General features: G+C 68.5%; 27 protein-coding genes and 1 pseudogene. 13 read left to right on the plus strand and 15 right to left on the minus strand.

Going from position 1 to position 23,806, the window contains the following annotated elements; all coding sequences use genetic code 11:
- Positions 1–13: 13 nt before the first annotated feature.
- Entirely contained in the window at positions 14–619 is a 606-nt protein-coding gene (locus ABNF93_RS15780) for a GNAT family N-acetyltransferase (RefSeq protein ID WP_349328817.1), read from the minus strand.
- Positions 620–865: 246 nt separating this feature from the next.
- Here ABNF93_RS15780 and ABNF93_RS15785 point away from each other — a divergent pair, with 246 nt between their 5' ends.
- Together ABNF93_RS15785 and ABNF93_RS15790 are read left to right on the plus strand one after the other, a co-directional pair.
- The gene (locus tag ABNF93_RS15785; RefSeq protein ID WP_349328818.1) at positions 866–1,426 is read left to right on the plus strand and encodes an RNA polymerase sigma factor; all 561 of its coding nucleotides are present in this window, start codon (positions 866–868) and stop codon (positions 1,424–1,426) included.
- Between the two features lie 5 nt (positions 1,427–1,431).
- Positions 1,432–2,610, plus strand: coding sequence for a hypothetical protein (locus ABNF93_RS15790; RefSeq protein WP_349328819.1), 1,179 nt, complete (start codon positions 1,432–1,434; stop codon positions 2,608–2,610).
- A gap of 47 nt (positions 2,611–2,657) precedes the next feature.
- On the opposite strand, the gene ABNF93_RS15795 is transcribed toward ABNF93_RS15790, so the two are convergent.
- Positions 2,658–2,822 carry a hypothetical protein gene (locus tag ABNF93_RS15795; RefSeq protein WP_349328820.1) on the minus strand — a complete coding sequence of 55 codons (165 nt, stop codon included), beginning with the start codon at positions 2,820–2,822 and terminating at the stop codon, positions 2,658–2,660.
- Positions 2,823–2,829: 7 nt separating this feature from the next.
- On the opposite strand from ABNF93_RS15795, the gene ABNF93_RS15800 reads away from it, so the two are divergent.
- Complete coding sequence (locus ABNF93_RS15800) at positions 2,830–3,042, plus strand: hypothetical protein (RefSeq protein WP_349328821.1); 213 nt, start codon at positions 2,830–2,832, stop codon at positions 3,040–3,042.
- Positions 3,043–3,062: 20 nt separating this feature from the next.
- On the opposite strand, the gene ABNF93_RS15805 is transcribed toward ABNF93_RS15800, so the two are convergent.
- The 4 genes and pseudogenes from ABNF93_RS15805 to ABNF93_RS15820 all read right to left on the minus strand — a co-directional run.
- Entirely contained in the window at positions 3,063–3,272 is a 210-nt protein-coding gene (locus tag ABNF93_RS15805; RefSeq protein WP_349328822.1) for a hypothetical protein, read from the minus strand.
- Complete coding sequence (locus ABNF93_RS15810; protein ID WP_349328823.1) at positions 3,239–4,156, minus strand: ABC transporter substrate-binding protein; 918 nt, start codon at positions 4,154–4,156, stop codon at positions 3,239–3,241. The genes ABNF93_RS15805 and ABNF93_RS15810 overlap by 34 nt, the downstream gene beginning before the upstream one ends.
- A complete protein-coding gene (locus ABNF93_RS15815) occupies positions 4,156–4,278 on the minus strand; it encodes a hypothetical protein (protein ID WP_349329025.1) in 123 nt (40 codons plus the stop codon). The genes ABNF93_RS15810 and ABNF93_RS15815 overlap by 1 nt, the downstream gene beginning before the upstream one ends.
- 21 nt (positions 4,279–4,299) lie before the next feature.
- Positions 4,300–4,461: pseudogene (locus ABNF93_RS15820) on the minus strand (hypothetical protein); the annotation flags it as partial.
- On the opposite strand from ABNF93_RS15820, the gene ABNF93_RS15825 reads away from it, so the two are divergent.
- The gene (locus tag ABNF93_RS15825) at positions 4,427–5,140 is read left to right on the plus strand and encodes a DUF899 family protein (protein WP_349328824.1); all 714 of its coding nucleotides are present in this window, start codon (positions 4,427–4,429) and stop codon (positions 5,138–5,140) included. The pseudogene ABNF93_RS15820 and the gene ABNF93_RS15825 overlap by 35 nt on opposite strands.
- Before the next feature lie 25 nt (positions 5,141–5,165).
- Here ABNF93_RS15825 and ABNF93_RS15830 read toward each other — a convergent pair whose 3' ends face one another.
- Positions 5,166–5,597 (minus strand): PPOX class F420-dependent oxidoreductase, encoded by a 432-nt coding sequence (locus ABNF93_RS15830; RefSeq protein ID WP_349328825.1) that lies wholly within the window; start codon positions 5,595–5,597, stop codon positions 5,166–5,168.
- Positions 5,598–5,763: 166 nt separating this feature from the next.
- Between ABNF93_RS15830 and ABNF93_RS15835 the strand changes: the two genes are divergently transcribed.
- The 8 genes from ABNF93_RS15835 (at position 5,764) to ABNF93_RS15870 (ending at position 15,066) form a co-directional block, all read left to right on the plus strand.
- Complete coding sequence (locus ABNF93_RS15835; protein WP_349328826.1) at positions 5,764–7,311, plus strand: FAD-dependent monooxygenase; 1,548 nt, start codon at positions 5,764–5,766, stop codon at positions 7,309–7,311.
- Positions 7,308–7,949 carry an acyl-CoA-like ligand-binding transcription factor gene (locus ABNF93_RS15840; protein WP_349328827.1) on the plus strand — a complete coding sequence of 214 codons (642 nt, stop codon included), beginning with the start codon at positions 7,308–7,310 and terminating at the stop codon, positions 7,947–7,949. The genes ABNF93_RS15835 and ABNF93_RS15840 overlap by 4 nt, the downstream gene beginning before the upstream one ends.
- 86 nt (positions 7,950–8,035) lie before the next feature.
- Positions 8,036–8,482: a CBS domain-containing protein gene (locus ABNF93_RS15845; protein ID WP_349328828.1), complete on the plus strand. Its 447-nt coding sequence runs from the start codon at positions 8,036–8,038 to the stop codon at positions 8,480–8,482.
- A gap of 125 nt (positions 8,483–8,607) precedes the next feature.
- Positions 8,608–9,216: a TetR/AcrR family transcriptional regulator gene (locus tag ABNF93_RS15850; RefSeq protein ID WP_349328829.1), complete on the plus strand. Its 609-nt coding sequence runs from the start codon at positions 8,608–8,610 to the stop codon at positions 9,214–9,216.
- Positions 9,213–10,421, plus strand: a complete 1,209-nt coding sequence (locus ABNF93_RS15855; RefSeq protein ID WP_349328830.1) for an FAD-dependent oxidoreductase — start codon at positions 9,213–9,215, stop codon at positions 10,419–10,421. Before ABNF93_RS15850 ends, ABNF93_RS15855 begins: the two co-directional genes overlap by 4 nt.
- A 41-nt stretch (positions 10,422–10,462) precedes the next feature.
- Positions 10,463–11,380 carry an alpha/beta fold hydrolase gene (locus tag ABNF93_RS15860; protein WP_349328831.1) on the plus strand — a complete coding sequence of 306 codons (918 nt, stop codon included), beginning with the start codon at positions 10,463–10,465 and terminating at the stop codon, positions 11,378–11,380.
- A 54-nt stretch (positions 11,381–11,434) separates the two neighbouring features.
- Complete coding sequence (locus tag ABNF93_RS15865) at positions 11,435–13,273, plus strand: ATP-binding cassette domain-containing protein (RefSeq protein WP_349328832.1); 1,839 nt, start codon at positions 11,435–11,437, stop codon at positions 13,271–13,273.
- An 8-nt stretch (positions 13,274–13,281) separates the two neighbouring features.
- Positions 13,282–15,066: an ABC transporter ATP-binding protein gene (locus ABNF93_RS15870; protein ID WP_349328833.1), complete on the plus strand. Its 1,785-nt coding sequence runs from the start codon at positions 13,282–13,284 to the stop codon at positions 15,064–15,066.
- A 65-nt stretch (positions 15,067–15,131) separates the two neighbouring features.
- On the opposite strand, the gene ABNF93_RS15875 is transcribed toward ABNF93_RS15870, so the two are convergent.
- The 5 genes from ABNF93_RS15875 to ABNF93_RS15895 form a co-directional block, all read right to left on the minus strand.
- A complete protein-coding gene (locus tag ABNF93_RS15875; RefSeq protein ID WP_349328834.1) occupies positions 15,132–15,647 on the minus strand; it encodes a GNAT family N-acetyltransferase in 516 nt (171 codons plus the stop codon).
- Between the two features lie 20 nt (positions 15,648–15,667).
- Positions 15,668–16,966, minus strand: a complete 1,299-nt coding sequence (locus ABNF93_RS15880) for a 4a-hydroxytetrahydrobiopterin dehydratase family protein (RefSeq protein ID WP_349328835.1) — start codon at positions 16,964–16,966, stop codon at positions 15,668–15,670.
- A 106-nt stretch (positions 16,967–17,072) separates the two neighbouring features.
- Positions 17,073–17,498: a VOC family protein gene (locus ABNF93_RS15885; RefSeq protein ID WP_349328836.1), complete on the minus strand. Its 426-nt coding sequence runs from the start codon at positions 17,496–17,498 to the stop codon at positions 17,073–17,075.
- Positions 17,499–17,505: 7 nt separating this feature from the next.
- Entirely contained in the window at positions 17,506–18,630 is a 1,125-nt protein-coding gene (locus tag ABNF93_RS15890; protein ID WP_349328837.1) for a hypothetical protein, read from the minus strand.
- Positions 18,631–18,746: 116 nt separating this feature from the next.
- A complete protein-coding gene (locus tag ABNF93_RS15895; RefSeq protein ID WP_349328838.1) occupies positions 18,747–19,097 on the minus strand; it encodes a hypothetical protein in 351 nt (116 codons plus the stop codon).
- 240 nt (positions 19,098–19,337) lie between these two features.
- On the opposite strand from ABNF93_RS15895, the gene ABNF93_RS15900 reads away from it, so the two are divergent.
- Positions 19,338–20,426, plus strand: coding sequence for a bifunctional nuclease domain-containing protein (locus tag ABNF93_RS15900; RefSeq protein WP_349328839.1), 1,089 nt, complete (start codon positions 19,338–19,340; stop codon positions 20,424–20,426).
- Between the two features lie 58 nt (positions 20,427–20,484).
- On the opposite strand, the gene ABNF93_RS15905 is transcribed toward ABNF93_RS15900, so the two are convergent.
- The 3 genes from ABNF93_RS15905 to ABNF93_RS15915 are packed head-to-tail and all read right to left on the minus strand — an operon-like array spanning position 20,485 to position 23,760.
- Positions 20,485–21,198, minus strand: a complete 714-nt coding sequence (locus tag ABNF93_RS15905; protein WP_349328840.1) for a cation efflux transmembrane domain-containing protein — start codon at positions 21,196–21,198, stop codon at positions 20,485–20,487.
- Positions 21,198–21,554 (minus strand): ArsR/SmtB family transcription factor, encoded by a 357-nt coding sequence (locus tag ABNF93_RS15910; protein WP_349328841.1) that lies wholly within the window; start codon positions 21,552–21,554, stop codon positions 21,198–21,200. The genes ABNF93_RS15905 and ABNF93_RS15910 overlap by 1 nt, the downstream gene beginning before the upstream one ends.
- A gap of 28 nt (positions 21,555–21,582) precedes the next feature.
- The gene (locus ABNF93_RS15915) at positions 21,583–23,760 is read right to left on the minus strand and encodes a hypothetical protein (RefSeq protein WP_349328842.1); all 2,178 of its coding nucleotides are present in this window, start codon (positions 23,758–23,760) and stop codon (positions 21,583–21,585) included.
- Between the last annotated feature and the right edge of the window lie 46 nt (positions 23,761–23,806).

Here is a 23,806-nt window from a genome sequence, read left to right on the forward strand (position 1 = left end):
TCGGTCGTCCCGTTCACTCTCGTCGATCCGGCGACCTGACGGTGTGGGCGGGGCGGAGGCGCCGGTAGTCGGAGGCGAGGAGGCCGTAGATCGCACTGTCGTGAAACGTACCGTCCTCTTCCACCGTGTACGCCCGCCGGAGACCTTCGCGCTGGAACCCCAGGCGCTGGAGCCGTCGTACTGACGCATGGTTATCGGCGATCGTCTCCGCCTCGACCCGGTTGAGGTCCATGCGGGTGAACCCGAAGCTGAGGATGGCCGCGAGAGCCTCCGTCGCGATTCCGCGCCCCCAGTAGTTGCGTCTGAGGTCGTAGCCGATCGCTGCCCGGCGGTGGCGTCTCTCCCAGGAGTTGAACCCGAAAAGGCCGATGGCACGCCCATCTCCGCGATGGGTGACCGCCCAGAAGATCCCCCGCTGCGCGGAGTAGGCCCCGCGAAGCTCGTCGATCAGCTGGGCGGCTTCGGTCACGTCCCGCATCGGCTCGGAGTTGTATCTCTGCACCTCGGGATCGCTGCGCCATACGAAGAGGTCGGCGGCGTCTCCGGGCTGCCACTCCCGCAGCACCGTGCGTTCGGTGGTGAGCCTGGGAAACGCCGAGAAGTCGAAGAGGCCTGTCACGACCGCTCGCCTCCTGCTGCGCCTGGGGCCCGGTGCCTCGAGGCCTGGAGGGCCTGGGGGCCTGGGGCAGAACAGTGTAGGGCTGCTGACGGCGCGACGTCCGGGTCGCACCCGCGGCACGCTCGCGGATGCGCGGACGTGAGCCAGGCGTTCGAGGAGATCCTGTAATGATCGACGACTCAGGCCGTCTGTCTACTCGAACGCGAGCGGTGCGGAAACGCTTGCTAGGCGGACGGGGAGGGTGGCGTGGGCTCAGACCTGACGGATCGGGCGTCCTTCGAGGACATGTATCAGCGGCATCACGTGCTGGTGGTGAAGTTCCTGTGGCGGAGGCTGCCGGCGGACGCCGTGGAGGATGCCGCAGCGGAGGTGTTCCTCCTCGCCTGGCGTGGCCGCAGGCAGCTCCGGGGTGAGGTCCTGCCGTGGTTGTACGGGATAGCGAGACGGGTGGCGGCCGACGTCATGCGCCAGCGCGAACGTGCGTCCCGGCTGGGTGAGCGATTACGTGGGTCGACTGGTGAGGCGGCTGGACCGGCGGCTGAGGCTGCGGCGCTGGACAGAGCGTCCGCGGTGCATGCGCTACGCGGACTTTCCGTCCGCGACCGCGAGGTGCTGATGCTCGTCTCCTGGGAGGGGATGGACGTGGCCGGAGCCGCGAAGGTCCTTGGTTGCTCAGCTGCCACGTTCGCGGTCCGGCTGCACAGGGCGCGACGTCGGCTGGAGCGGTGGGAGCGGCTGGCCGCGGACGAACGCGCCGAGGTGGCGAAGAGCACGCAGGCGATGCGACTGGAAGAACGGACGCGGTGATCAAGATGAGCAAGGTGAGCAAGGTGACCAGGACGAGCAGGGACGTGGGACGGGTGCGGACGCTGATGCCGGCCGACCCTGCGGTGGCGGTCGATCGGGACACCGAGATCTCCGCGCGGGTGACCCGGCGGGTGGAGGCCCTACTCGACGCACACGCCGACGCCGCCGGTCGACAACGAGGCTCGGGCACGAGCGTGGCGCGCCGGCGGGTGCTGGCCCTGGGTGTCGCCGGTGCAGCCGGTGCGGCGGTTGTCCTGGCCGACCAACTGCCGATGCCGGGACGCTCCTCGCGTCCGACCGCACAGGCCGCGGTCACACCACCGGTGCTGGCGCTGGCGCCGATCCCGGGCCGCACCACGCGGCAGGTTCTGCGGGAGTTGGCCGACAAGGTCGAGAAACTCCCGCCTCCGGCGGTCGGGCCATATACGTACGGCAAGTCGTGGGGCTGGGACCTCAGCACCAACGCGGAGGCCCCGGGCGGCGCGGAGTCGGTTGCCGTTCCCACCGTCACCGAGCAGTGGATCAACAACCAGGATGGTTCGGGACGGGAGAGAAAGCACTACGGCAGGCCCTACTTCCCGAATCCCGCGACCGAGCGGGCCCGCGCGGAGGCACGCAGGTGGGGAGAAGGGATCGAGGACACGATCTACCCACCTGGCCACTTCGGCCGGCCACGCACCCTCCCCTCGGATCCGCAGGCGATGGCCGCGAAGCTTCGGGCGATGCGGAGTCAGCCGATCGAGGACAACGGCACGGCGCAGCTTCTCGCGGCTGTGGCCACGCTGTCGGGTGAGCCCAAGCTGGGCGACGGGCGAGGGGGACGGGGAACGCGGCTCAGCCCTGAGGTCCGTGCGGCACTCCTCCGGGTCCTCGCCGACCATGAGGAACACTTCGACTGGGCCGACACGCGGTACCTGCCACTTCGGGCGTACACGACGACCACGTGGCGGAAGCAGACCTCCCTCGCGATCGTGGCACAGGAGCGACGTGGCGCGGCGCCGGACTACCCGACCTCCACCCTCCGCGAGACGCTCCTCCTCGATCCCGAGACGGGTTTCGTCATGGGGTACGAGGTCGCGATCCTCGGCCATCCGCGGCTGTTGAATCTCGACGTGCCCGCCCCACTGTCGGTCAGGGAGACGCTTCTGCGGGCGCCGGTGGACAGCCAGACTGACCGGCCCTGATCCGGATTCGAGGGTGCGGCCTGAGGCGTCCAGGCCGCACCCTCTACTCAGGTGTGCTCGTCCGGGTTGGCCCAGAAGTACGCCTCGGGATCGTAGACCGCTGGCGACGGATGCTGCCAGGGATTGACGAAACCGCCGAGGGCAAGGTTCTCCCGGCGCGGCACATTCCTGAGGTCCTTGTGCGCGAGGACCAGCTGCGGTGTGTTCGACACCGTCCCCATGAAGAAAAGGTCCGGCCTCGACGTGGATCTTGACCATGTCCCAGGCCAGTTGCCGACGCCTGATCGCGTCCGGCTCGACCTTGCTCTGGTCGTACAGCTTCCACAGGGCGGCGATCGGTCCGTCCGGGTCGGGCTCCATCCGTGGCGGGGTCCGCTCGAACGGATCGACGTCCTTCTGGGACTTCTCCTCCGGCGTGCCGCGCACTTGTAGAACTGACCCTCGAGCGGAGCCTAGCGAGTGGGTTCAATCGGGACGAGCCACGCCGCCTGGGCGAGATGGTCGGGGCCGTTGCCGACCTCCCAGGCCGACTGTGTCTCCAGCAGACCCGCGTCCCATTGAACACCGAAGGCGTCGGGTGAGACCGGATTCTGAGCGACGGTGACGCCGATGGCCTCCCAGTCACGTTTCAGCAGGTCGCGCGGCCGGCAGCCGTACGACATTTCTTCTGCAGGTGATCTTCGGTGGTTTCGGCCGGGTAGTCGAGGCGGATCTTCAGCGGGCTCCCGTCTGGCATCTCCCGCCGCCCGTCGCCGTCCTTGTCGACGACGCCGATCTCGTCGAGCAGGGCCTTGGCACGGGCCGGGTCGTACGTCACGTACGAGTCGCGCCACTCGCGGTAGACCTTCCTTCCCTCGTCGTTGACCTGGCACTCGATGGCCTTCGGACTCATCGTGCCCGTCGTCGGCTCACCGGTCTTGAAGTAGACCTGCTTTTGCACCTCGTCCCGATCGACCGCGTGCGAGAGCGCCTGCCGAAACTTCGGCTCGCGGACCAACGCGCGCATCCGCGGGTCCTTGTGGTCGTAGTTGAAATAGAACATCGATCCCGTGCCACTGCCGCCGTCCCAGAGGAGCACCTCGACACCACTACGGTTCTCGGTCTGTTTGAACCCGGAGATGTCGGCCAGCGTGAGACCCGCGAACGGTCCGTGAACGTAGTTCAGACTGCCTTCCTGAATCTGCAGGCGACCGACTTCCGGATCGTCGACGACCGCGATGGTCAACGTGTCGATGTTCGGAAGTTGTCGCCCGTCGGGGTCGGCGCACCAGTAGTAAGGGTTGCGTTCCCAGACCGCCTGGCGGGCGTCGCGGTAGGACTTCAGCCGCCAACCAGTCATCGTCGGGCACTCGGGATTGGCCGTGTAGTCGCGCTTCCGGTCGAACTCACCGTCCGCGGTGGCCCAGTCCTTGCCCACGGACTTGTTGTACCGGGGGTGGAACTGCTGCATGTAGTGCTTCGGCTCCATCCAGGTGGTGCCGTTGCCCCTGTTGACGTAGCTGGCCAGCCGCGCCGCCGTCAGGGGACCGGGCGCGTCGAGCGTCATCACCAGGGTGTGGTCGTCCGGCGCGCGGTCAGTTTCATGAGGGTGCCTTTGCCGGACTTCGACTCGTCGGGAGGAGTTTCGGTGTGGTCCTCGTCGAGGACCATGTCCTCCCACCAGAACATGATGTCGGCGGTGGTCCACGGTTCGCCGTCGGACCACCTCAGCCCTTCGCGGAAGTGCAGCGTCCACTCCGACGCGTCGTCGTTGGTCCCAGCTCGAAACCAGGCCAGGCCCGATATCGAGGCCGTCGTTGAGATAGCGCAACAGCGAATGGCCGTACATGTACTGCCTGATCTGCAGGTCATTGGCGGCAGGCGCGCTCAGCAGCAGGTTCCCGCCGTACTGCACACCCACGAGGGTGATGCGATCGCGGCGGTGCGGCGACGCCTGCCGATGGTGGAGGTCGACGCCACGGTCACGCTGATCGGCGAGAACGGGCCCGTCACCTTGCTCGACGTGTTCGAGGGCCGGGAGCAGCTCATCGCGTACTTCCACATGTGGCACGTCGGCCACTCCGCGGCCGAACAGTGCGAGGGCTGCACGTTCTTCAACGGCCAGGTGCGCGAGCTGTCGAACCTGCACTCGCGCGACGTCACGTACGCCACCTTGTGCCAGGGCCCGTACGACGTGAGCGTCCGCTACCGCGACTTCATGGGATGGGACGTGCCCTGGTACTCGGCGCAGGACGCGGCGGATGCCCTGCTCGGCGATCGCCAACGGTCCCCGGCGCCTCTGGTCCGCTACCTGCGACACGAGGACAGGGTGTTCGAGACCTACTGGACAAGCGGCCGCGGACTGGAGGCGATGGACAACACCTATGGGCTGTTGGACATGACCGTCTACGGCCGGCGGGAGGCTTGGCAGGACACACCCGCCAGCTGGCCGCCGCCGCGCTCGGATGCCAACCCCTTCCGCACCAACGGACGTCCCATCGCGCAGTGGCCACGCGTGGACGCCGGACGCTCCGACGACCTCAGCACCTGACGGTCGACGCCCTGCAGGACGGGTGTCAGCGGATCTTGGCGCCGTACACGTGATCGACCGTCATCGCCATGAGCACCCTACGGTCGGACACCATCACCGATCGGTACTCGTCCCAGTCCGGGTGCTCTCCGGCGGCGGCGCGGTAGTAGTCCACCAGTGCCTCGACCTCGGGGCCGTGGGGGTCGGTTCCTGGACCCGTGAGTGTCGCCGTGCCCTCGGCGGTGGCCCACGCCCAACCGTCGGGGCTGGTGACTTCCAGTGCGGCCCGCGGGTCACGACGCAGGTTCGCCGTCTTGGCGCGTCCCTCGGTCATCGACACGTAGATGATGCCGGCCTCCTGGTCGTAGAAGGGCGTGACGGGGGAAAGCTGGGGGCGGCCGTTCGACTTGATCGTCGCGAGGACACCGAGTCGACTCTCCGCGAGCAGCGTGCGCGGGCTGAATGGTGTGACGGTCATGTCCGGGCGAACCCACGACGGGCTGCCGACTATTCCTGGCGATTCGGGCCTCGACGGTGGCGCCGCAGCGTCGCACTGACGGCGAAGCTGTCCGGGACCGACCGAAACCTCGGACTGCCCTCGTAGTGTTATTGACTAACATGCGTTAGTCAATAACACTTCCTCCATGACTGGACGTGTGGACGTGGTGGTTGTCGGTGCCGGGCCGACCGGGCTCGCCCTCGCCTGCGGGTTGGTGGAGGGCGGCGCCTCGGTCCGCGTCCTGGACAAGGCGGTCGGACCTGCTACGACGTCTCGCGCACTCGGCCTGCAACCGCGGGGTGCCGAGGTGCTCGACCGTCTGGGTGCGCTCGGCGACCTGCCCGACCGGTCCCTCGGCATCGCCAACGTCGCGGTGCACCTCGACGGGCGCCGTGCGGCCACGCTGCGGGTGGGCCAACGGACGAAGCTGGTGACGAGGCCGGGCCTGCTCGTCTCCCAGGCAGAGATCGAGTCCGCTCTCGCCGACCGGCTGCTCGAGTTGGGCGTCCCTGTCGAGTGGGGACGCGAGGTCGTGAACGCCAGTCAGGACACGACGGGCGTGGGCGTCGAGGTCGCCGGGCAGCGGGAGGTCGTACGGGCCGGGTGGCTGGTCGGCTGCGACGGTGCGCACAGCCAGGTCCGCAAACTCGCCGGCATCGGATTCCCCGGTGTCCCGCTGATCGAGCGGTTCCTCCTGGCAGACATCCACGCCGACCTTCCGCTTCCTCGCGATGGTGTCGCGGTGTGGCTGCGGCGCGATCGGATGCTCGGCGCCTTTCCCCTACCGGGTGCGGACCTCTGGCGGCTGATGGCACCAGTGGAGCCAACGCCCACGCCCACGGCCGGGACACCGCCTGGTGCCGTGCTCGACACCCTCATCGGCCTCCTGCGCGACGAGGCCGGCTGCGCGTCGACGACCGTACGCGGGACCGTGTGGACCTCGACGTTCCGCGTCCACCGGCGGCTGGCCGAGACTTACCGCAGCGGGCGCATCATCCTCGCCGGCGATGCGGCGCACATCCACAGCCCGTTCGGCGGACAGGGCATGAACACCGGGCTGGGTGACGCCGAGAACCTCGCCTGGAAGCTTGCCCTGGTGCTACGCGACCGCGCCGGCGTCGCCTTGCTGGACACCTATCAGGCCGAACGTCGCCCGATCGCAGCCGACGTGCTGAGCTCCACCAGCGCGATGACCGGCCTGGTGCTGGGCGACAACGCGCCCGCCCGGTGGGTTCGTGACCACCTGTTCGTCCCGCTGATGGACCGGCCGACCATCCAGCGGTTGATCTGGGAGCATGCCTCGCAGCTGAAGGTGACCTACCGCAACGGCCCGCTCGGTGATCAGCGGCCGAGGCCGCTGCGGTGGGCGCCGACCGGCGGGACCCCGCAGGTCGGCGACCGCGTGCCGGATCTTGCCTGCCAGCGGTCCGACGGAACCCGCACCCGGCTGCACGCGGAACTCGGTGGCCGGTGGGCATTCCTCCGCCCGGCGGCCGTCGTCGGTGGCACCGACGAGGAGACCGCACTCGAGCGCCTCGGCGCCGAAGCCGTGACGGTCCTCGAGCCGATCGGCACGTCCGCCCGGCTCGGCATGCTGGTCCGGCCCGATGGCCACCTCGCATGGCGGAGCGGGCTGGGCCGCGAGAGTCTGGACGGCTGGTTCGGCCGGTTCGTGGAGACTGGTCGACTGTGACCCCCCGCCGCGTCAAACGCCCCGGACCGGCACCCGCACGTGCCTCGGAGGGCCGGCCCAGCCCGCCCGGTCTTCGCGAGCAGCGCAAGGCGCAGACCCGGCGTTCGATCCAGGAGCACGCGCTGCGGCTGTTCCTGGCCAACGGCTACGAGACGACGACGGTCGCCGAGATCGCGGCGGCCGCGGGCGTGTCGCACATGACGTTCTTCCGCTACTTCCCCACCAAGGAAGCAGTGGTCGAGAACGACGAGTACGACCCGCTGCTGGTCGCCTTCATCGAGGGCCGCCCCGACGACGAAGGCCCGCTCACCACACTCCGCGAAGCTATCCGCCAAGGGTTGGGCCTCGTCTACGCGACCGACCGGGACGCCCTCCTCGTCCGAACCCGGCTGATCCTGCACACTCCGGCCCTGCGGGCCCGAATGATCCACAACCTGGCCGCCACGGAGCAGCTGTTCGCCCAGACGCTGGCGGCCCGCGCCGACTCCGACGTCACCTTGGAGACCCGCGTCGTCGCAGCCGCTGCGCTGGCCGCACTCACCACTGCGATCACCACGTGGGCGGAGGGCAACGGCACACCCGAACTCCCCGACCTCATCGACCAGGCTTTCGACGCCCTCGGCAGCCTCGGCGACTGACCGCCGGCGATGGGATAGTGTCCTCGGCGGTGTGCCGGGAAGTCTGGTCGGCGTCGTTGAAGCGATTCCGGACGAAGGAGCTTCCGATGCGGGCACGCGACCTTGCGGCCGACTTTCCCACAGTCGGCCTGGACACATCGGCCATCGAAGCGGCTCGGCTGCTCGCCGGCCAGAATCTGCCGGGCCTGGTGGTCGTCGATCAGCAGAACCGGCCGGCGACCGTACTGCCGGGCACCCAGGTGCTGCGGCTCGGTGTGCCCGCCTACTGTCAGGACGATCCGGCGCTCGCCCGGGTGATCGACGAGGCGCACGCCGACGTGTTCCTGCGTGGACTGGAGGACCGGACGGTCCGCGAATGCCTACCCGACCAACGCCGGGAGCTACCGGTCGTCGACCCCTCGGCCACCGTGCTGGAGATCGCAGCGCTGATGGCTCGGACCCGCAGCCCACTGGTAGCCGTCGTGGGGCCGGACGGGTCGCTGGCCGGGGTGATCACCCTGGACACCCTGCTCGACCGAATGTTGGGCACTTGAGCGTCACCGCCTGATCGCGATCGCGACCTTCCTCCTCGGTGTCGCGCTGTCATCGCGCGATGCTAAAGTTGGGCAACTGCCCAGGGCGAATGACCAGGAATCTCGATGACCGCAGAGGGCGTGTGATGGCCGCATCGGCGACGGTCCGTGGTCGGGTAGTGCGGGGACGACTGCTGGCCGCAGCAGCCGAGTTGATCGTGGAGGTCGGCTGGTCGGGGGTCAGTACGCGGATGCTTGCCGAGCGGGCCGGGGTTGCGCCGGGGTTGGTGCACTACCACTTCGCGTCGGTGCAGGCGCTGCTGTCCAGGGCTGCGCTCGACAGTATGCACGGCGTCATGGAGGAGTTCCGGACGCTGCTCGAGGATGCCTCGACACCGGAGGCCGCGCTGGAGGTGATCCTGTCGGCCCTGGACGGCTACAGCGGGCGTGATCCGATGTCGTTGCTGTTCGTCGAGTCCTTCCTGGCCGCGACCCGGGATGAGGAGCTGCGCACGGCACTCGCGGCAGTCGTCGCGGACTTCCGAGAGCTGCTCGCCAGGCGGTTCGCGCGGCTCGGTGTGGCGGCACCGGACCAGACCGCCGCTGTCGTCGCGGCCGCGGTCGACGGGCTCGTCCTGCACCGGGCGCTCAGCCCCGGTACGAGTGCTGCGACCGTGACGCCTGTCCTCGCAAGGCTCCTCACACCTGCTCGCCGACAACAGCGGGGCAACCGGAAGGATCGTGCAAGCAGATGAAGGCGGCTGTGGTGTGTGGTGCCGGGATCGCCGGGCTGGCTTCGGCACAGCGGCTGGCCACCCTCGGTTGGGATGTCGTTGTCCTGGAGAAGGCGGCGGCTCCACGTACGCAGGGCTACATGCTCGACTTCTTCGGCCCCGGCTACGACGCGGCCGAGGCGATGGGAGTCCTGCCTCGACTGGCCGAGCTCAGTTACCACGTCGAGGAGGTGACCTATCGGGACGGGGCGGGACGCCGCCGTGCCGGGATGCGGTTCGCACAGTTCGCCAAGATCGTGCGCGGTCGGCTGTTGAGCATCACGCGGTCAGACCTCGAACGTGGACTGCGCGAAAGTCTGCCCGACACCGTGGACCTACGATTCGACACCAGCATCATCTCCGTCGCCAACGACGCGGACGGCGTGGCGGTCACCACGTCCGACAACGTCGTGCTCGAAGCAGACGTACTCGTGGGAGCCGACGGCATTCACTCCGCGGTGCGCCGGATCGTCTTCGGCGAGGAAGACACCTACCTTCGGTACCTCGGCTTCCACACCGCGGCGTTCGTGTTCGACGATGACGCGATCCATGCACAGGTCGACGGACAGTTCTGCCTGACCGACTCCGTCGACAGACAGTTGGGCTTCTACGGACTACGCGAGGGAAAGGTCGCCGTGTTCGCGGTGCACCGCACGCCCGACCCGACGCTGCCCGACGATCCGCGGGAGGCGATTCGCCGCGAGTACGCCTCGTTGGGGTGGATCTCTCCCACGGCACTGGCCGCCTGCCCGGCACCGACCGAGGTCTACTACGACCAGGTCGCCCAGATCGAGCTGCCGTCCTGGAGCCGGGGCCGGGTCGTCCTCGTCGGCGACGCCTGCGGTGCGGTGTCGCTGCTGGCGGGCCAGGGAGCGTCTCTCGGGATCGCCGGCGGATACGTCCTCGCCGAACACCTGGCCGGCGCCGGCACTGTCGACGCCGCCCTGGTCGAGTACGAGCGTGCCATGCGGCCAGTCGTGACAGCCAAGCAGCGGGTCGCCAGGGACAGCGTCCGGTGGTTCCTTCCACGCTCGGCCCTGCAGCTCCGGATGCGCCGCGCGATCCTGAGGCTCGCCCGGCTTCCCCTCCTCGATCGCTACGTCGCCGGGTCGATAGCCGGCAAGTCGACGGCGGTCGTCACGCGGCTGGCGGACAAGGGCGGCCGTCGGGTGATCGTCTCCGGATAAGCGCGCACCCGGCGGTGGACGCGACGGCGAAGGGAGTGCTCATGCCGTACGGCTACAAGCGTTTCGCCACCCGACGGCGAGCGGAGCTGAGGATGGGCAGCCAGTTGGCCACCACGCGTACGGGGCCGATCGAGTACACCGTGAGCGGGTCGTCGACCGGCCTGCCGGTCCTGTACTTCCACGGTGGACCCGGCGGCCACGAGCAGACCGACCTGCTTGCTCCCCTGGCGAGCCTCGGTTGCCGGCTCATCGGCTGGTCCCGCCCCGGCTACCTCCGCACGCCACTCGAGGTGGGACGAACCTTCCCGGAGCAGGCGGATGCGGCTACCGCTCTGCTCGACGAGCTCGGCGTGGCGAGAGTGGTCGCCTACGGCCTCAGTGGTGGCGGACCGCCCGCCATCGAGTTCGCCCGCCGACACCCAACCAGGACGACCGCGCTGGTCCTCGAGTCCGCCATCAGCCGGCACTACGCCCCCCGAATACCTGCCCTCGTCAAGATGATCTACCTGAGCCGCCACGGTGCGTGGCTCACCTCCGTCGCCGCCCACCGCTGGCCCCGCACCGCCATCTCCGACTTCGTGCGACAGGAGTCGTCCCTCGACAGCCAGACCCGGCGGACAACGGTCGACTGGATTCTGAGCGATCGCAGCAAAATGGAGTATGTCCGCGCTGTGCTGGGCGCGCTCACTCCCTATGAGGACCGAGCACCCGGCCTAGAGAACGACCTCGAACAGTGGGCAACGCTCGACGACTCGTTGACGGCCGGCGTCACCTGCCCGACGTTGGTGCTTCACGGCTCGCATGACGGCGATGCCGAACCCAGCAACGCCTATCACGCCGCCGCGACCATCCCACAGGCGGAGCTGCACATCGTGTCCGGCGGATGGCACCTGCTGGGACTGTCGCTCAACGGCGGAACGGCGGACGAGGCCAGGCGCTCGTTCCTCGGGCTCGCCTAGGTCGGCCGAAAACCGGTCGAGTGTGTCGGCGGCCGGCGTTACGGTCGTCGAGCCATGTTCACCCTCCTTCGCTACATGTTCCGGATCGCACCCGCCAGTGCCGCCACGTCGCTGGCGCTGGCGATCGCCTCCGCTGGGCTCAGCGTGCTGTTGACGTTCCTGGTCGGCCAGGTCGTCGGCGCGGTGCCCGGAGTGATCGCCAACAAGCCTGACGCGCTGTCGTTGACCGCGTTCAGCCTGCTGCTCGCCGCGCTGCTCGCGGCGTTCCTGGTCGAAAGCATGCTGCCGACGTTCGACCAGATGATCGGACTCAACCTCGACAACCACGTCCACCGCGCGCTCGCCATCGGCATCACCGAGCCGGTGCTGCGTCCGCGCCGGATCGCACATCTGGAAGACCCGCAGATCAAGGACATCCAGGATCATGCCAAGGGCAAGGCCGGCTTCCAGGTCGGCCGTGGTGTACGCAACGTGCGCTGGCTCCTGTCCAGCCGGCTCACCCTGTTCGGTTCGGCCGCGCTCGTCGGACAGATGTTCTCCTGGCCCGTCGCGATCGGGCTGGTCGCGGTCACCCTCTTCATGGAGTACTACCGCGCGACGACCTGCGAGCGCGAGCTCGACTCGTGGTTCGGCAACACCGAGGGGCAGCGCCAGGCCGACTACGCGTTCAACCTCGGCATGCGCGACGCACCGAAGGAGCTGCGGGTCTTCGGCCTGGGCAGTTTTCTGGTCGACCGGTACGTCGCGAAGTGGACCGAGTCGTTCCGGCCGGTCTGGGAGGCCCGACGGCGTGGGACGGTCGCCGCGATCGGCGTCGGCGTGATCCATCTCGGTGCGCAGGCCGGCGCGGTCCTCCTGGTCGGCCGGGCCGCACTGGCCGGTGACCTCCCGCTGACCCAGGTGGCCACCACCGTCCCGGCCATCCTCGCGGTGGGCATGTCCTACAACGGCTTCGGCGTCATGATGATCCGACGCGCGTTGTCGGCCTACCGCTCGATGCGCGATCTGCCCAAGCTGATCGCCGAGCGCTATCCAGAGCCCGTCGCCGAGGTGAACGACCTCGAGGTGAACGACATCGTGGACAAGATGCCGCGAGAGGCGATTCGCTTCGAGAACGTGAGCTTCCGCTACCCAGGCTCAGACCACGAGGTGCTGAGCGGGCTCGACCTCGAGATCCGGGCGGGGGAGGCCCTCGCACTGGTGGGTGTCAACGGTGCCGGCAAGTCGACCCTGGTAAAGCTGCTGGGCGGCGCCTACCAGCCGACCAGCGGCCGGATCACGATCGACGGTACGGACCTGGCCGAGCTCGATCTCGGTGCGTGGCAGCGCCGGGTGGCGGCGATCGTCCAGGACTTCCTGCGCTTCCCGCTGCCCGCCACCGACAACGTCGTCCTCGGCGCGGTCGAACACGCCAAGGATCCCGGCGCGCTGGAGTTGGCCGCGCGGGAGGCCGGCATCGAGGACGTGATCAACGCGCTGCCGGACAAGTGGGACACGATCCTGGACAAGACCTACGACGGCGGCGTCGACCTGTCCGGCGGCGAGTGGCAGCGGCTCGCGCTGGCCCGTGCGCTGTTCGCCGTCCACGCCGGTGCGGGCGTGCTGGTGCTCGACGAGCCGGCGGCTGCGCTCGACGCACGCGCCGAGGCCCAGCTGGTGGAGCGTTATCTCGAGCTGACCAGCGGCGTGACGTCGTTGATCATCTCGCACCGGTTCTCCGTCGTCCGCGACGCGCATCGGATCTGCGTGCTCGCCGACGGCCGGATCACCGAGTCCGGCAGCCATGACGAGCTGGTGAAGCTTGGCGGCACGTACGCCTCGATGTTCCGGTTGCAGGCCGAGCGCTACGTCACCGGTGAGCGCGACACCGAGCTGGAGGCGGTCGATGGATAGGACAGTCGATGGATAGGACAGTGCGGGTCCTGCGGCTCTGGCTCGGTACCGCGTTCCGGGCCGCTCCTGTGCTCATAGGGTTGTTGTGCCTGCTGGTCGCCGTCCAGTCGGTGACGTCACCGATGCAGACGTACGGCGTCAAGCTGCTCGTCGACGGTCTCACCGGCACGGAGAACTCCGCCATCGGGTGGGGCATCGGGGTGATCGTCGCCGGTTTCGCCGTGTCGTTCGTCAGCATGGTGCTGACCGATCCGATGCGCGACACCGCGCAGGAACGCGTCGCCCGCCAGGTGCACGCCGACCTGCTCGATGTCACCACGGGTGTGCCGGGCATCATGCATCACGAGCGCTCCGACTTCGCCGACCGGCTGGAGCTGATCCGGGAGCGCTCCTGGCGGCTGGGCGTCGGCGCCGAGATCCTGCTCTTCGCAGTGGCGACACTGGCGAACACGGCCACGGTGCTCACGCTCCTGGCGTCGGTCCATCCACTGCTGCTGGTGCTGCCGTTGCTCGGGTCGGCGCGCATCTGGTCGGCGTACGTCAGTGGTCGGATGGAGCAGGAGGCCTGGGAAGAAACCATGCAGCAGGAGCGCCTGACCGACCGGCTGGCCGACATCGCGAAGGATCCGCGAAGTGGCCTGGAGCTCAGGGTCTTCGGGCTCAACTCGGTGCTCGTCGACCGGATCATCAAGCTGCAGAACGACCGCTATCGCGTGCTGTTCGGCGCCACGAAGCGGGGCGGTCTGATCGACGGCACGGTGCGGCTGGGATTCGCGGCCGCCTACATCGCCGCGGTGATCTGGGTGGTGTGGCGGGCGCGTCAGGGCCAGGCCAGTGCCGGCGATGTCGTGCTGCTGTTGCTGATCGCGCCGCAGATCGACCAGATGACCGGCGGGATCGCACAGAACGTCTACTGGGTCGGCGAGGTGATCCGGAGCTTCGCCCGCTACGACTGGTTGCGCGAGTATGCCAAGGAGCACGCGTGGGATGAGACCAGCGCGCCGGCACCCAAACGGCTGACTTCCGGAATCGTCCTGCGCGACGTCGGATTCGCCTACCCCGGTTCGGACAAGCCGGTGCTGTCCCATGTCAACCTCAGCTTGCCAGCCGGCTCGACAGTGGCGCTGGTCGGCGAGAACGGCGCCGGCAAGACGACACTCGTGAAGCTGCTCGCCCGGCTCTACGACCCGACCGAGGGGGCGGTGCTTGTCGACGGCGTGGACCTGCGCGCCATCCCGCCTGGCGAGTGGCGGCAGCGGATGTCGGCGAGCTTCCAGGACTTCACCAAGTTCGAGTTCACGGTGCGCGAGTCGGTCGGTATCGGCGATCTCGCCCGGATGGACGACGAAGAGACGGTGGGGACCGCGCTTCGTCGCGGCGGTGCGGTCGGCGTCGTACGCGACCTACCGAACGGACTCGACACCCAACTCGGCAAGCGGTTCTCCGAAGGGGTCGAGGTGTCCGGCGGCCAGTGGCAGCGGCTCGCGCTGGCCCGTGCGTTCATGCGGGACGAGCCCCTGCTGTTGCTGCTCGACGAACCGACCGCCGCGCTCGACCCGGCCGCCGAACACGCGCTGTTCGAGCAGTTCGCGGCGGCGGCCAAGGTGGCGGCGGCCCGGACGGGCGGTCTCACGGTGCTGGTGTCACACCGGTTCTCGACGGTACGCATGGCCGACCTGATCGTCGTCATGGAAGACGGTCAGATCACCGAGACGGGAGCGCATGAGGACCTGGTCGGGTCCGGCGGGCGCTACGCCGAACTGTTCGAACTGCAGGCCCGCGCCTATCGCTAGGGAACGACCACGTTCCGCACCCCGAGGTGTGCGGGCGGACACCCGAGCCACATGATCGACGTGTGTCAGGGGCCAAGGTCCTTGCGCAACGCCGTGCACATCGTCTCGTACCGCTGGATCGTGCCGTCCTCCGCCTCCTGGTCCCAGGAGGCGGGCTCCCTGCCATACGCCACGTAACCAAGCCGCTCGTACAGCGCACGTGCCCGTGGATTGTTCTCCTCCGCACTGATCTCCGCACGGCGCAGTCCGCGCGCCCGGATCCGATCCTCGGCCGCAGCGATCAGCACCGACCCGATCCCGAGCGAGCGCAGCTCGGTGCGGACGGAGAGGGTCCAGATCACCCCCGCCTCGGGCTTCTCGTCGTAGTTGACTGCGCCCTTCGCGACCGGCAGCCCCACTGGCGAGCACACGACCAGATGGTCGACGACGCCACGGCGCGCCCGCTCGAGCTCCTCGGTCATCTTCTCCAGGCCCAGTGGCGAGTAGAAGCAGGCGACGAGCGGCAGGTCGGCCTCCTCCATGTCCCGGACCGTCAGGCGCAGTTCCACCACACCCGTGTGGATCGTCCCCAAGACCTTCACCCTTCAGTCGCTGCGAAGTGTCAGTTCGACTCTGCTCGCGCGGCCAGCCAGAGTTCTTCACGCCCGACCGAGACCGCGATGTCCACCTCGTTGCCTTCGGGGTCGGCGAGGGTCCACCATTCCGGCGCCTCGTCGTCGTACACGATCCGCCCTCCGGCGGCGATGGCTGCGTCGATGCGCCCGCGAGCCTGGTCGTCGGGCACGAAAAGGTCGACGTGGATGCGGTTGCGCTGGTTGCGCCTGGCCTCCTCCGAGGCGTCCATCTGTTGGAAGAAGATCGGCAGGTTGAGCCGGCGCGGATCGTAGATGTCGGTGACCCCGAACTCGGACCGCGGGTCGTATTCGTACCCGAGAACAGCCCGCCAGAAGCCCCGGACCGCGGGGATGTCGACCGCGTCGATCCCGATCTGGACGAAGCGTAGACGAGTCGTGTCCGCAGTGAGCGCCATGCCGCGCGCCGCCGCCTGGACCCGGCGAGCCAGGTCACCGAATCCCTCGACCTCCCCCTGGTCCTTGCCGGAGTCGATCGTGACGCCGTCCGGGCGCAGGTCCACCAGGAGCGGCAGGCCCGCGTCGTCGGCCAGACCGGCCACGACAGTGGCCAGCTCGGCTGCCCGCAAGGGAGAGGCGAGCGGGTAGAACGTCATCACGCCGAACATGTCGCGCCAGTCGGCTGTCTCCGGTCCCTCGCCCAGCGCGTCGCCTGGCCCCACCGGGATGACGTCCGCCTCGTTCCCCTCGGCGTCGGCGAGCGTGACGTCGCCGACATCGGCAAAGCGGCCGCCGACCGCTCCCACCCCTTCGCGGGTGAGCGCATGCGGGCGAGCGACGTCGACGTGGATCCGGTTGCGCAGCGGCCGTGGCTGATCCTGCTGCTGGAACCAGATCGCCGGATCCCGCCGCATCGCGTCCACCAGGTCGTCGTCATCCAGCCGTTCGTAGCCGAGCGCGGCGCGCCAGAACGCCATCACCGCGGGCTTGTCGAGTGCGTCGATCGCAAGCTGCACGGTCTGCACGGCGGACGGATCGGCTGCCAGGTCGAGGTCCCGCGCCGCCGCCGAGATCGCCCGCGCCAGCGCCACGTCAGTCTGGGTGAAGCCTGCAGAACCGGGCGTGCCGATCCGGACGTGGACCCCGCCGGCGCGCAGGTCCATGTCCGGCAGGTGATCGGCGCTGCCGGTGAGTTCGGCAACGCGGCGAACCAGCGCCGCGCCGGCCGGTTGCGACGGAGCGTCGAACCAGGCGCTCGCCCCGAACGCGAGCACCCGCCAGTCCTCGACGCCGCCCGCCTCTTGGAACTGCTTCGCCGTCAGACCCATGGCGGCAGCATGCCACGGGTCACCGACCGTCGGCCTCCCAAATCTGGGCAACGAACTCCCCCAGGGGCACGCAGGTCCAGCAGGAAGAGCGCCCGGCAGCTCGCCGCTAGGTTTCCTCCCCGCTGGCGCAGAGGCAGAAGGGGTGACCCTCGGGGTCGATCAGCACGCGGTGCTGTGACGGTGCCGGCTGGAAGTCGGGAAGAGTGGCGCCGCACTCGATCGCCCACGCAACCGCGCCGTCGAGGTCGTCCACACCGAGGTCCAGGTGTTGCGTGGTGGTCTGCTCCGCCTCGACGCTCGGCCATACAGGCCGTCGATGGTAAGGGTCGTACTCGAAGTTCAAGGCCGGCTCGGCCACGCCGTCAGGAGGGCAGACCAGCGCGTAACCTGCGTCTGGTGGTCGTCCCGGTCCAGGCTCCTCCTCCCTGATGTAGGGCCAGCCCAGCAGCGTGGAGTAGAAGCGGGCCAGCATCCGTGGCCGCGTTGCCGCGATCGTCAGTGCACCGAGCTGTATCCGGGACGGCCTGTCCATGGTGACCTCATGCCGGTTGGTTGGTGTTTTCGCGATGCGTAGGACTTCCTACGTGAGTCAGGCGTCTGGCGGCGCGCAGGATTCGGAGGACGTGGAGGGTGATCATCTCGCTGGGCTGGTGGGCTCGTCCCCAGTCGACGACCTCGTGTTGGTGGGCGAAGCGGCTCTCGGGAGGTGTCCACCACTGTCGGTCGGCGGCCCACAGGCCGTCGGGTCGGCGTTTGCGTGCGAGCAGGTCGACCGCGTCGCTGGCGCGGGGGTCGTCGATTCGGCCGATCCTGGCAAGGAACATCAGCACCGCCAGGATGTCGTAGTGCCAGTACGACGGGTAGCCCAGCTTGAGCCAACGCGTGTTGATCACCTGACCGGCCGGCGGTGGGTGAGGTCGGAAGCGGCTGGGGATACCGGTGCCCAGGCTGTAGAACAGGCGATGCTGCAGATACAGCTCGGCGGTCCGGTCGGCGGCGGCCGCGGCTGCGGTGTCGCCTGTCGCCTGTGCATATTCGTGCAGCCCCCACGCGGCATTGATCGACTCGTGGAAGTTGGAGCGGCGCCCGGATGCGTTGCGGTGACAGTTCCATCCGCCGTCGGGCCACTGCCAGTCGAGCAGCGCCTCGGCCATCTGCTGCACCCGCGGGTCGGCAGCCATCCCCAGCCGGGAGCCGATCACCAGTGCGGCTCCCTCCGCGTTCACACATATGCGTGGCAGCCCGTTGATGATCTTTGGACCGAAACGATTTCGGCGGCGGTCGAGAATGTCGTTCAGGAGGTAGTTCGCGGCCGCGACGGTACGGGGTTCGCCCGGTGGAATGGCAAGCTCGACCAGCGAGACCAGCCGCCATTGCGTCGACTTCCAGTGGCCGGCAACGCCGGCCGGCACGTGATCGACGCCTATGACATCCTCCGGCCTACGGCTGTTCCCGCGATAGCGGCGAATGATTCCAGGTTCACCCCTGAACGCGCCGTCGTCCCGCTGGCCAGACAACAGCGCGGTCACCTTCGGACCGGACATGATCTCGCTCCCGTCCTCGTCAACCGCCTCGCCGAGGACGTCACGACGTGTCAGGAACCGGATGGCCGGCTCGTCCGAGCCCAGTAGCCAATCCACCGCAGGATGACTGCCCGTCGCCATGCCTTCCCCTTCCGCCGTCGCTCCTCCCCGTTCACCCCTGGGACTGGGCGAGTGGGTTCAGAGTGTGGCAGGCGTACGGGACATCTTGTGTCCTGTACGCGGCGGTCGAGTTACCGTTACCGCCGCCAGCGGCCGAACCAGCGTCGCCGCGGCGGGGACGCTGACGGGTACACCGGCGGCGCGCCGGCGAACTGCCCGGTGTCCGGCCGCTCCAGGTGTGCCTCGAGTCCGGTCCAGCAGGACTGGCACAGCAACCAGTCGGTCCGGTCCTGGCGCACCTGCGCGACCCACTCGCCGTACCAGTGGTCGTCGCCCAGGTCGAGGCCGAGCCTGCCAGCCAGGCTCCGGTAGTGCTCGATGACCGCGGCGGGCCGGTAACCTGAGTCCACGGCCGCACGCAGCCGATCGGCGGTGAACCGCTTGGCGTCCGGACCGGGTGGCGCATCGCAGATGTCACATGCGGGCATGGTGTTCACACTAACCTCGGCGGCTCGAGACCGGTCCCGGCTCAGCTCGCACGCTGCGGCCTGCCGATCTCTCCCCGCCAACGTGATAGCTCACGCTCGGGTGAGCGCCGAACAGGCCTCGTCAAGCAACTTCCTCGGGCAGCCGCGTTCAAGATCGGGATCTGTCCGGCCGGGTAACCTGCGACGGCCGCCACGTGACTACCCACCAGTGAGGACACGTCGGCGGAGGTGATCGCATCGATGGACCGGCCTCTGGCGTGGGATGAAATCGGACTTGTGGCCGCCGCCCGTGACGGCGACAAGGACGCGTTCGCAGCGCTGGTAGCCCGGCACTATCCGCTGGTACGGGCCCTGTGCGCCCGGATGCTCGGCGACCACGACCTGGCCGTAGACATGGCGCAGGAGGCGGTCGTCGCCGCCATGCTCGCCTTGAGGCGGCTGCGCCGTGACGACCGCTTCGGGCCGTGGCTTGCTGGGATCGGGCTCAACCTGTGCCGCAGGCACCTTCAGACCGAGAGCCGTCCGGCGTACTCCCTGGATGTCCTGGCCAGCGGGCGACGGATGCCGGAGCCCGTCGAGCAGGACCCCGGTCCGGAGGAGCTCGCCGAGGCCGCCGAGGCCGCTCACCGGGTACGGGCCGCTGTCGCCACCCTTCCTGCCGGCCAACGCGATGCAGTGACGTTGTTCTACCTCGCCGGCCTCACTCAGGCCGAGGTGGCCGCCCACCTCGACATCCCTGTAGGTGCGGTGAAGACCCTCCTGCACAAAGCGCGCGCTTCGCTCCGGCAGCGACTTGCCATCCCCAGAGAGGAACAGCTCACCATGTCCGAGACCGGGAGCCAACTCGTCCCCATGCGGGTCACCGACGTCGTCAAGGAGACCCCGCCCGATCGGCACATAGTCCTGCTCACCGAGGTCGACGGGCAACGGCAGTTGCCCATCTGGATCGGTCGGGCCGAGGCGGCCGCACTGGCGCTCAGTCTGGAAGACGTCGAGCTGCCGAGACCTACCGCGTACCAGTTCGCCGCCGCTCTCGTCGACGCAACCGGCGGCCGGCTCCGTGAGGTCCGCATCACCCAGTTGACCGAGAAGGACTTCGCCACCTACAAGGTCTTCTACGCCCAGGCCGTTCTCGAAGGCGGCGTCACCGTCGATGCCCGGCCCAGCGACGCCCTCAACCTCGCACTCGTCACTGACGTGCCCATCCACGTCGACCCCGCAGTCCTCGATGCCGCCGCGGCCAGGGAGCCGGAGAAGTCGTACGCCCAGAACGCCCGCGGCATCGCCGCGGAGGCGAAGTCCTCCTGGACGCGAGGCCAGCCAGAATGACGTCGACGCCCCATGTCTTACGTCCAGAAGCTGGCAGGGTTTCGCGCTAGCTCAGGTGTCACGAGCAGTCGCAGCCGGGTGCACAGGTGCATGACTGCCCTGGTTGGTGGGCGCCGGGTGAGGTCGTGACTCCGGCTGCGGTGCAGCAGCCCTTGCCGTGCCAGGCTTCCCAGCCTTCCTTGCCGGCCACCGCGGCGATGGCGAGAGCGGCGAGCGGGTCGGCCCAGGACCAACCAAGTGTGCTGTTGAGTACGAGGCCGGTGAGCAGGACGGCGGAGAGGTAGCTGCACAGCAGGGTCTGCTTGGAGTCCGCGACGGCCGAGACAGAGCCGAGTTCGCGTCCGGTACGTCGCTGGGCCAGTGACAGGACCGGCATGATCACTACCGAGAGGGCGGCGAGAACGATTCCGGGCACGGAGGGCTGGGCCTCGCTGCCGCCGGTGAGGGCGCGGACGGCATCGACGGTGACGTACGCCGCCAGGGCGAAGAACGAGATCGCGATGATCCGCAGCGTGCGGCGTTCCCGCGCTTCACGGACGGCATGGTCCCGGGCGGAGAACTGCCAGGCCACGGCGGCGGCGGAGGAAACCTCGATCACCGAGTCCAGCCCGAACCCGATCAGCGCGGTCGACGAGGCGATCGTTCCAGCGGTGAGCGCCACTGCGGCCTCGACGACGTTGTAGCTGATGGTGGCGGCGACCAGCCAGCGGACCCGGCTGGTGAGTTGGCTCCGGCGCCGCTCGGTCAGCGCCGCGGTGACAGCGGAGGCCATCAGCGGTACCGCCTCAGCGCGGCCGGGGATGGCTCCGTCGTGGTGTCGGTGCAGGCCTGGTCGGCGGCAACAGCCAACACGGTCGAGCGCAGGTCATCGATGGCGTGACCCAGCCGAGGGTCGGCGAGTTCGTAGCGGACCCGTCGACCGGCCGGGACGGCCACGACCAGACCACAGCCACGCAGACAGGCCAAGTGGTTGGACAGCCTGGTCCTGCTGATCCCGAGGACGTCGGCAAGGTCGGCCGGATAGGACGGGGCCTCCCGCAGCGCCAGCAGCAGCCGGCAACGAATCGGATCTGCCATCGCCCGGCCGAAGCGGGCGAGCACGTCGATGTCGGTCGCGGCAGTCACCATGGAGGCGACGATACAGGGAATCGTGAATTCAGGTAAGAGTGGACTCTCCGCCTGTCAGCCCTGGCGGGTGGCCGGCTCGCGTTCGCCGTCGCCAGATGACGATCGCAAGCGGCAGGGCGGCGCTTGCCAGCGCGAGCAGCAGGACCTGTACCAGGTGCGGCGGCCAGCCGATGCCGTTGACTGGTTGCGCGCCCGTGGTCGGCTGCGGTCGCTGTTTCGTGGGTTCGGTCGAGGTGCCGCCGAACCAGATCTGACCCCTGGCCGCCTCGGTGGACTCGCCGTTCAGCGCCTTGGTGACGGCCGTTCGCGCGCCGGGCCAACTGCGCTCGAACTCTGCCCTGGTGACCTTCTGCTTCGCCACATCGGTGAGGATGACGCCGCCATAGGTGTACGACGGGGTGTGGAACTCGCCTTTTGTGTACGACCGGAGATAGCGGCTGTAGGTGTCCTTCGGGGTCCAGCTCTCAGCCGCCGGCCAGCGTGCGACATCGCCGCTGTCGATCAGGTTGGTGAGTTCCATCGCATGCGTTCTGCTGCGTTCCCGGTACCACTCGGCGGCGATCCGGCTGAGGTAGATCTGCCGCAACGCGGCGTACTCCGGCGCGGTGTTCACCGAATCGATGAGCCGGGGCAGAACCAGCCGGCGATACATGTCCGCGTTGTGGTTCTCGATCGCCTCCGGCTGATACGGGCAGCCCTGGTACTTGCCGGTCCCCACGTTCTGGATGTACTCCTGCTCCATCTGCACATCCAGCGGGGCGTCGATGATGTACAGCTCGCCGTTCTCGTTATAGATCTTTGCGGGCTTCGGCGTGATCCATACCCGGTGGGAGAAGCAGCGTTCGCCGTTGTAGCCCTGCAGGCTCCTCCAGAACTGCTTGCCCTGTGGGGAATCGGGGTGAATCAGCGTGCCCACCGTCTTCTTCAGTTGCAGGTCGGCGTCAAGCATGATCCGGCCGACGTCCGTCTTGTCCAGTTGGTGGCCGACAATGCGGTGGGGCTCGTTCGGATTGAGATTGACCCAGAAGCTGGACTCCGGCAATGCCAGCCACACGAAGAACGCATCGGACGCGGTATTGACGCTTCGCGCACCGGCCAAGGCGCTCCGGGTGTCCGTCGATCCACCTGGCTCGCCGCTGAACGCATACCGCACACCGTCCTTCGTTCCTGAGGACGAGTCCTCTGCCATGTACCGCAGCTCCAGGTTGGAGAAGTCGATGCCGCCGCTGTCCTGGTGAGCGGGGTCCAGCATTCGTTCGAGCCCTGGCGGGTCCCGCCTGGGGTCGTCTCCTTCGTAGTCATAGCGCCTGCCGGGAAGCTCGGCCGGCTGGAAGGGACGACGTGCCTTGGTGACCTCATCTCGGACGTAGGTCGTGGTGATGAGCCGTGCCACGTTTTCTTGCGCCGTTCGTTGCAGGATGCGCGCCAGGTCGCCTTGGGCCGCCCGTCGTTCCATCTTCTCGCCGTAGGGCACCATGTGGTCCAGGAGATCGGAGTATCGGTGGCAGGCCGGCGAGCCCGAATAGCTGCAGGGCTCCCGCTCGGTGACACCGTAGATGAGATCCCTGGGCGTGGACACGATTCCCGAGCGCGGCCGCAGATCCTCGCCTATCTCCTCCAGGAATTCCTGGTCGATCTCCTCGACACCCCTGCGTTCGAGCTGCGCGTCGAAATACTCGAGGTTGTACCGCAGGCGGAGCAGGATCTCCTCGGCGTGATAGCCGCGTTCTCCCTTCTTGGGCGGGGTGCTCCTGGTCACCATCTGAGAGACGACATCATCGTCGCGCATACCGCGTTCGACGAGCTCGTCGTACAGCGCACGGTTGTCGCGCCGCAGCTCCTTCGCGGTCATGATCGTGATGTCCACGAGCGGCGGCTCTGTCCTGGTGCGCGAACGGTTCCTCTCGTTCCACTTCGCGAACCACCGCAACCGGCGGATGGTGTCGTCGTCGTAGCCGGTGATCCGCCACCAGACCGCGGCATAGTTGACCGCGGCGTGCTTCCTCGCCTCACCCGGATTACCGGAGGCCCTGCCGTCGCGCACCCGCTTCGCCCAGAGCTCCCGCTCGCTCGCGCGTTCGTACATCCGATTCCGCGGGACATCGCTGTACGGATCGGCTGGGTCCGCGGCAGCGGGCAACGTGGCCAGAGCCGACAGCAGCACACCGAGCACCAGGGCGATGACGCCGACAAGTCGCGACCTCACGATGGCTCTCCTTCCATTCCACGTCCCGCACCGAGGCGGTGCGAGC

Origin of the sequence: Actinopolymorpha sp. B9G3 (assembly GCF_040120725.1) — a bacterium.
In the GTDB taxonomy this organism is placed as follows: Bacteria; Actinomycetota; Actinomycetes; order Propionibacteriales; family Actinopolymorphaceae; genus Thermasporomyces.